Source organism: Salipiger sp., from assembly GCF_059781815.1.
The window spans coordinates 1,347-9,105 of the sequence record NZ_JBYNAH010000212.1 but is presented as its reverse complement, the minus strand read 5'-3'; the positions used below and the strand labels follow the sequence as shown (position 1 = coordinate 9,105).

7 protein-coding genes are annotated in these 7,759 nt (G+C 67.3%); 4 read left to right on the top strand and 3 right to left on the bottom strand.

Annotation, left to right across the window (positions count from 1 at the left end; genetic code table 11):
• The first annotated feature begins 191 nt into the window (after nucleotides 1-191).
• Nucleotides 192-1,223, top strand: a complete 1,032-nt coding sequence (obgE, locus tag AC6RA4_RS20025) for a GTPase ObgE (protein WP_500163358.1) — start codon at nucleotides 192-194, stop codon at nucleotides 1,221-1,223.
• A complete protein-coding gene (gene proB / locus AC6RA4_RS20020; protein ID WP_500163357.1) occupies nucleotides 1,211-2,317 on the top strand; it encodes a glutamate 5-kinase in 1,107 nt (368 codons plus the stop codon). The genes obgE and proB overlap by 13 nt, the downstream gene beginning before the upstream one ends.
• A 214-nt stretch (nucleotides 2,318-2,531) precedes the next feature.
• On the opposite strand, the gene cobS is transcribed toward proB, so the two are convergent.
• A complete protein-coding gene (gene cobS / locus AC6RA4_RS20015) occupies nucleotides 2,532-3,515 on the bottom strand; it encodes a cobaltochelatase subunit CobS (protein WP_500163355.1) in 984 nt (327 codons plus the stop codon).
• A 158-nt stretch (nucleotides 3,516-3,673) separates the two neighbouring features.
• Between cobS and AC6RA4_RS20010 the strand changes: the two genes are divergently transcribed.
• Together AC6RA4_RS20010 and AC6RA4_RS20005 are read left to right on the top strand one after the other, a co-directional pair.
• The gene (locus tag AC6RA4_RS20010; RefSeq protein ID WP_500163359.1) at nucleotides 3,674-4,231 is read left to right on the top strand and encodes a sigma-70 family RNA polymerase sigma factor; all 558 of its coding nucleotides are present in this window, start codon (nucleotides 3,674-3,676) and stop codon (nucleotides 4,229-4,231) included.
• The gene (locus AC6RA4_RS20005; RefSeq protein ID WP_500163354.1) at nucleotides 4,228-4,926 is read left to right on the top strand and encodes an anti-sigma factor; all 699 of its coding nucleotides are present in this window, start codon (nucleotides 4,228-4,230) and stop codon (nucleotides 4,924-4,926) included. Before AC6RA4_RS20010 ends, AC6RA4_RS20005 begins: the two co-directional genes overlap by 4 nt.
• 331 nt (nucleotides 4,927-5,257) lie before the next feature.
• On the opposite strand, the gene AC6RA4_RS20000 is transcribed toward AC6RA4_RS20005, so the two are convergent.
• Both AC6RA4_RS20000 and AC6RA4_RS19995 read right to left on the bottom strand, forming a co-directional pair.
• Nucleotides 5,258-6,262, bottom strand: a complete 1,005-nt coding sequence (locus AC6RA4_RS20000) for an ABC transporter permease (RefSeq protein ID WP_500163353.1) — start codon at nucleotides 6,260-6,262, stop codon at nucleotides 5,258-5,260.
• Nucleotides 6,255-7,292, bottom strand: a complete 1,038-nt coding sequence (locus tag AC6RA4_RS19995) for an ABC transporter permease (RefSeq protein WP_500163351.1) — start codon at nucleotides 7,290-7,292, stop codon at nucleotides 6,255-6,257. Before AC6RA4_RS19995 ends, AC6RA4_RS20000 begins: the two co-directional genes overlap by 8 nt.
• Nucleotides 7,293-7,759: the final 467 nt, after the last annotated feature.

The window sequence follows — 7,759 nt, the reverse complement described above, 5'->3', positions numbered from 1 at the left end:
TTTTCCGACAATTCTGGTTCCGTCAAAGTGCTTGAGAAACTAGGGTTCACCGAAGGTGCAGCCTGCACAGGGCATTGTGCTTCGCGTAAGCGGGAATTGCCGACGCGCACCTTTACCCTCCGCGCGCCGCAGGCTTGAGCGGAACGGTTTTTCCCTCTATCGCAGGTGCGGACGCCAAAAAGGACCACCAAATGAAATTCCTCGATCTAGCCAAGGTCTATATCCGGTCCGGTTCGGGCGGCGGTGGCTGCGTCAGCTTCCGCCGTGAGAAATACATCGAATATGGCGGCCCGGATGGCGGCGATGGCGGCAAGGGTGGCTCGGTTTGGGTTGAGGCGGTCGACGGCCTGAACACGCTGATCGATTTTCGCTATCAGCAGCATTTCTTCGCCAAGAACGGCCAGCCCGGCATGGGCCGACAGCGCACCGGCAAGGATGGCGAGGACATCGTGCTGCGCGTCCCCGTCGGCACCGAGATCCTCGACGAGGACGAAGAGACGGTGATCGCCGACATGACCGAGCTCGGCCAGCGCGTGCTGCTGTGCAAGGGCGGCAATGGCGGCTGGGGCAACCTGCATTTCAAGACCTCGACCAACCAGGCCCCGCGCCGCGCCAACCCGGGCCAGCCCGGGGTCGAGCGCACCGTCTGGCTGCGCCTCAAGCTGATCGCCGATGTGGGCCTTCTGGGGCTGCCCAACGCCGGCAAGTCGACCTTCCTCGCCGCGACCTCGAACGCGCGCCCCAAGATCGCCGACTACCCCTTCACCACGCTGCACCCGAATCTCGGCGTGGTCGGCGTCGACGGCAAGGAATTCGTCGTGGCCGACATCCCCGGCCTGATCGAGGGCGCCCATGAGGGCCGCGGCCTCGGTGACCTGTTCCTCGGCCATGTCGAGCGCTGCGCGGTGCTCCTGCATCTCGTCGATGGCAGCTCCGGCACGCTGCTCGAGGATTACGACACCATCATCAACGAGATCGAGCAATACGGCGCCGGTCTCGCCGACAAGCCGCGCGTCACCGTGCTCAACAAGATCGACACGATGGACGATGAAGAGCGCGCCTTTCTGCGCGAGGAGCTCGAGGCCCGCTCGGGCGGCAAGGTCCTGCTGATGTCCGGCGCCTCGGGCGAGGGCACCACCGAGGTGCTGCGCGCCCTGCGCGCCTTCATCGACGAGAAGCGCCTGCGCGAGGCCCCTGAGGACGATACCCCGTGGCGGCCCTGAGCGCGGCGCAGCGCCTCGTCGTCAAGATCGGCTCGGCGCTGCTGGTCGACAAGCAGACCGGCGCCTTCCGCGGCGAGTGGATGCACTCCATCGCCGAGGACATCGCCCGCATCAAGGCACGAGGGACGGATGTGATCCTGGTCTCCTCGGGCTCCATCGCGCTCGGTCGCGGCATCCTCAAGCTGCCCCCGGTGGCGTTACCGCTCGAGCAGAGCCAGGCCGCCGCCGCCGTGGGCCAGATCCGGCTGGCGCGCGAGTGGGAAGACGCGCTGGCGCCGCACGGGGTGGTCACCGGCCAGGTGCTCGTCACCCTCGAAGACAGCGCCGACCGCCGCCGCTACCTCAACCAGCGCGCCACCATGGAGACGCTCTTGGGCTTCGGCGTGGTGCCGATCGTCAACGAAAACGACACCATCGCCACCGACGAGATCCGCTACGGCGACAATGACCGGCTGGCGGCGCAGGTCGCGGTCACCGTGGGTGCCGACCAGCTGATCCTGCTCTCGGATGTCGATGGCTTCTACTCCGCCAACCCGGCGCAGGACCCGACGGCGCATCGCTACGAGGTGATCGACGAGATCACCCCCGAGATCGAGGCGATGGCCGGTGATGCCGGCTCGGGGCTGTCGAAGGGCGGCATGAAGACCAAGCTGCTGGCCGCCAAGACCGCCACCGCGGCGGGCTGTGCCATGGCGATCACCGAGGGCTCGGTGCTGCACCCGCTCTCGGCGCTCGAGGCCGGCGCCAACGCCACCTGGTTCACCTCGCGGCTCGACCCGCACGCGGCGCGCAAGCGCTGGATCGCGGCGATGAAGCCCTGCGGCGCGGTGATCGTCGACGATGGCGCCGCCAAAGCGCTGGCCAACGGCCGCTCGCTGCTGCCGGTGGGCGTGACCTCGGCGGTGGGCGAGTTCGGCCGCGGCGACCCGGTTGCGATCCACGACGCCCGCGGCGTCACGCTGGGGCAGGGGCTCACACGCTACACTTCCGACGAGGCCCGTCTTATCACCGGACGGCACTCATGGGAGATGGAGGAGGCTCTTGGCTACTCCGGCCGCGCCGTGCTGATCCATCGCGACGACATGGCGCTCTGAGGCGCTCTTCGGCGCGGTTGGCGCGGCCACTGCGGGCGGCGCCTTGCCGCGGATCGGAGGGCTGCGACACAGCCTCGTGGCCCGTGCTTCTGGCCCGAACGGCTGAGGCTGAGATGCGTCAGCCTGCCACTGAGCGCAGCGTTCGTCCCCGGCTCACATGAAAAGGCCGCGCCTCCGGCAGGAGACGCGGCCTGTTTTGCGTGTGGCGCGCGGATCAGGCGAGGGTGAGGCTCGCGGCGCTTTCCGGCAGTTCCTCGTCGAAGCAGCGCTGGTAGAACTCGGCCACGGTCTGGCGCTCGAGCTCGTCACACTTGTTGAGGAACGACAGGCGGAAGGCATAGCCCACGTTGCGGAAGATCTCGGCATTGGTGGCCCAGGCGATCACCGTGCGCGGCGACATCACCGTCGAGAGCTCGCCGTTCATGAAGGCGCGGCGGGTGAAATCGGCCACCGTCACCATCTGGCGCACGGTCTTGCGGCCCTTCTCGGTGTTGTAATGCGGCGCCTTGCTGAGCACGATGTTCACCTCGGCGTCGATGCTGAGATAGTTCAGCGTCGCCACCAGCGACCAGCGGTCCATCTGGCCCTGGTTGATCTGCTGGGTGCCGTGGTAGAGGCCCGTGGTGTCGCCGAGGCCAACGGTGTTGGCGGTTGCGAAGATGCGGAAATACTTGTGCGGCGTGAGGACCTGGTTCTGATCCAGAAGGGTCAGCTTGCCGTCGGTCTCGAGCACGCGCTGGATCACGAACATCACGTCGGCGCGGCCGGCATCGTATTCGTCGAACACGATGGCGGTGGGGTTGCGCAGCGCCCAGGGCAGGATGCCTTCCTGGAACTGGGTGGTCTGCTTGCCGTCGACCAGCTTGATGGCGTCCTTGCCGATGAGGTCGATCCGGGAGATGTGGCTGTCGAGGTTGACGCGCACGCAGGGCCAGTTCAGACGCGCCGCGACCTGTTCGATATGGGTCGATTTGCCGGTGCCGTGGTAGCCCTGGATCATCACCCGGCGGTTGTTGCGGAAGCCCGCGAGGATGGCCATCGTGGTGTCGGGATCGAACTTGTAGGTGCTGTCGATATCCGGCACCCGGTCGGTGCGCTCGGGGAATCCGTGCACCACCATGTCGGTATCGATGCCGAAGACTTCGCGGACCTCGATCTCCTCGGTCGGTTTCGCATTGACGTCGATATCGCTGCTCATGGCGGGCCCCTGTCGGATCTGTAAAATGCTTCGCCCCGTGGTGCCTCATATCGCCGGGAAGGGCAAGAGCACCGGGCTTGCGCGGATTGCGTTTGCCCCGTCAGCGCCACCACGTTAGGCTTCCGGCAAGAAACGAGTTTTTGCAGGCACCGCAGCACGTGACCACCCCGCAAGCCGAGATCGAAGATCTGATCGCCCGCATCGCCATGGGCGACCGCGCGGCGTTTCGGTCTCTTTACGATCGGACCGCGGCGAAACTCTTCGGCGTTTGCCTGCGTGTCTTGGATGACAGGGCGCTGGCCGAGGAGGCATTGCAGGACGTCTATTGCAAGATCTGGGCGCGGGCCGGCCAGTACCGGGTCAACGGGTTCTCCCCGATGACCTGGCTGATCACGCTGGCGCGCAATGCCGCCATCGACCGCCGCCGCAAGCGCGACGCCAGCGAGCGCCGCAAGCAGGATCCGATCGATGCTGCCGAAATGATTGCCGATCCGGGGCCCGGGCCGGCGCAGCAGCTGCAGTCGCGCGCCGAAGCCGAGGCGCTTTTCGGCTGCATGGCCGAGCTGCCGCCCGAGCGCGCCGAGATGGTGCGCCGCGCCTATCTCGAGGGCGCAACCTATAACGAGCTCTCCGACGCCACCGGCGTCAAGCTCAACACCGTGCGAACCTGGCTGCGCCGCAGCCTGATGCAACTGAGGGAGTGCCTGAGCCGATGAGCGGGCCTGAGGATACGGATCTACCGGGCGGCTGGGAAGCCGCGGCGGCGGAGTATGTCCTCGGGCTGCTGCCGGAGGACGAGCGCCGCGGCTTCGAGACCCGGCTGGTGCATGACCAGGCGCTGCAGCAGGATGTCGAGGCGTGGCAGGAGTATTTCGCCGCCTTCACCGACGACATCAAGGACGTGGCGCCGCCGCCGCAGATCCTGCGCCGCACCGAGGCGCAGCTCTTCGGCAAGCCGCGCAGCCCGCTCTGGCGGCAGCTTCTGCCTTACCTGCTTGGCGCCGTCGCCGCGGCGGCGATCGCCTGGGCGGCGATGTTCGGCGGTCTGCTGCAGACGAGCGACGAGCCCGATCTCTGGGCCGATCTCGAGACCCCGTCGCGCGGGCTGGTGATGCTGGCGCATTACGCGCCCGACAGCCAGACCTTCATGGTGCGGCGCGATGCTGGTGACTACCCCGAGGACCGCTCCTTCGAGATCTGGCTGATCGCCGACGAGAACAGCCCCCCGGTCTCCATCGGCCTCGTCGACCGCGAGGGCCTGACCGAGATCCCGGTCTCGGACGCGATCGCGGCGCAGCTTCCGGGCGCCACCGTGGCGATCTCGGAAGAGCCGCTTGGCGGCTCTCCCACAGGCACGGCTACGGGTCCGGTTCTGTCGCTGGGGCAACTCGCACCGCGCGAGGACCTGTAGGCAGCGCTCCGGCGCCACCCCTCTCCAACGATCCGCGCCTGACGCCTGTCCTCGGGTTGTTTTCCGACTGGTATCCGGCAGGCGGCGCAGGCACCACATCGGTGGTGCCTGCGACGCGTCGTCGCCTCGGGCGCGTGTCATCGCCTGTGACGAGCGCACCGCGTTGAGCTCTGCATCAGGCCGCAGGCCGGTGCGCTGTCCTCTTCATCGCATGGTGCGGGCCAAAGGGCACAGGCAAGCCCTGCGCGCTCGCTCGAACGCGGGACCTGTCAAAACAAAAGGGGCGGGAGATGATCTCCCGCCCCTTCGCGTGTTGTCATGCCGGTCTGGCTCAACGTCCGCGGATGCGCGGATCGAGCGCGTCGCGCAACCCGTCGCCGAGGTAGTTCACCCCGAGCACCGTGAGCGAGATCGCCACGCCGGGCAGCAGCACGCGCTCGGGGAAGTCCTCCATCCGCGCCACGGCGTCGGCGAGCATCTTGCCCCAGGTCGGGAAATCCGAGGGGAAGCCCACGCCGAGGAAGCTCAGCGCCGACTCGGTGATGATCGCGGTGGCCAGGCCCAGAGTGGCCGAGACCATGATCGGCGACAGCACGTTGGGCAGCAGGTGCCGCTTGATGATCTGGAACGGGCGGGTGCCGATGGAGCGCGCCGCGAGCACGAATTCGCGCTCCTTGATGGCGAGCACGTCGCCGCGCACGATCCGCGCCGTGGGCATCCACGAGGTGATGCCGACCACCGTCACGATCAGGATGAACATGCCGCCCTCGGGGCCGAAATTGGCCCGCAGCGGCTGCCGGAACAGCGTCACCGCGACCAGCAGCAGCGGCAGGATCGGCAGCGACAGGAACAGGTCGGTGAGGCGCATCAGCGGCCCGTCGAGCCGCTTGAAGAAGCCTGCCACGACGCCGACGCCGGTGCCGATGATCAGCGACAGCAGCATCGCCGCCCAGCCCACCGCCATCGAGGCGCGGCCGCCCGCGATCAGCTGCGAGAGGTTGTCGCGGCCAAGCTGGTCGGAGCCCAGCGGATGGTTCCAGCCGACCTTGGCCTCGCTGTTCCACAGCGCCGTGTAGATCGGGCGCATGTCCTTGTTGCGGATGTCGAGCGCCTGCGGATCGAGGGTCCAGAGATAGGGGCCCACGAGCACGCCGAAGGTGATGATGAAGAGGAAGAACGCCCCCATCATCGCGCCCTTGTGCTTGCGGAACTGCTCCCACACATCGCGCCATTTCGAGCGCGGCGGCGCCAGCGGGCCCTTGTCCTTGAGCGCACCGATCGGCGCGGCCTTGGCGCCCTCGGCGAGGATCACGTCGTCTTGCGGGCTGTCAGTCATAGCGGATCCTCGGGTCGAGAAGGCCGTAGAGGATATCGGCGATCAGGTTGAACATCACGATCAGGAACGCGAAGATGAAGGTCAGCGTCATGACCATGGGAAGGTCGTTGGCGAAGAGCGCGGTGATCAGCAACTGGCCGATGCCGTTCACCTTGAACACGTTCTCGGTGATGATGGCGCCGCCGAAGATCGCGGGCACACCAAGCGCGATCACGGTGATCACCGGGATCATCGAGTTGCGCAGCACGTGCACCATCACCACGACCGCCTCGCTCAGGCCCTTGGCGCGCGCGGTGCGCACGTAATCCTGATTGAGGTTGTCGAGCATCGAGGCGCGCATGTAGCGGCTGAGCTGGGCCGTGGTCTGCAGCGCCAGCACCATGACCGGCATGATCATCTGGCTGAGCTGATACTTGAAGCTCGCCCAGTCGCGCACGACGTGGGTGGTGTCGTAGATCGAGGGGAACCAGCCGAGATAGACCGAGAAGATCACGATCAGCAGCGGGCCGGTGAAGAAGGGCGGGATCGAGAAGCCGATCATCGTCACGAAGGTGCCGGCCTGGTCGAAGACCGAGTACTGCCGGTAGGCCGAGTAGATGCCGATCGGCAGCGCGATCAGCACGCCCACCACATAGGACATGCCGACCACCCAGAGGGTCTGCGGGATGCGCTGCAGCACGATGTCCATCACCGGCGAGCGGGTCTGCCACGAGATCACGCGCAGCTCGCCATTGTAGAGGCTGGTGTCGGGCAGCCAGCCGAGCAGGAAGCTCTCGCTTGTCAGCCAGTCGATGAAAACCTTGGGCTCGATCCAGAACATCTGAACCAGCCATTTCCAGTATTGCACCAGCGGCGGCTCGCCGAGGCCGAGGGCCTGGCGCATCTTCTCCTTCACCTCAGGCGGCACCGTCAGCGGTACCTGCGCCATCGGGTCGCCGGGGGCGAGCTGGAGCAGCATGAAGATCACGAAGCTGATGAACAGCAGCGTCGGGATCGAGAGCACGAGGCGTCGCGCGGCAAAGGTCAGCATCGGCGGGTCTCCGGGCTCGGGGCCGTCAGGGCGGCGCCGCGGAATGCGGGCTGCCGGCGGCAGTGTAGCACAGGCGGGCGCTGTCGGCGGAACAGCGGGCGCGCCCTCGTTGCGGCGTGGGTCGGGGTCACCGTGTCTCCTGGATCTTGGGGGAAGCGGGCGCTCCGGGCGGGCGCGGCGCGGCGCGCCATGCCGGTGGCAGGCGCGCGCGGGCAGGCCGCGTTTGTCGCGGGAGCGGAAAGGCAGGGGGCGAGGCCGGCAGGCGGCTGCGGAGAGGGCCGGGAAATCCCGGCCCGGTCGCACCGCGCGGCGCGTTCGCAAGTCCAGTCACTGTCGTGCAAGGCGGTCATCCGGGCGGTTGGCGCGCCCCCGCGAGGGGAGCGCGCCGGTTCTTAAAACATCAGTCGATGCGGTACCAGTCGGCTGCGTTCCACAGCTCGGAGTCCCAGGTGTTCAGCACCACGCCG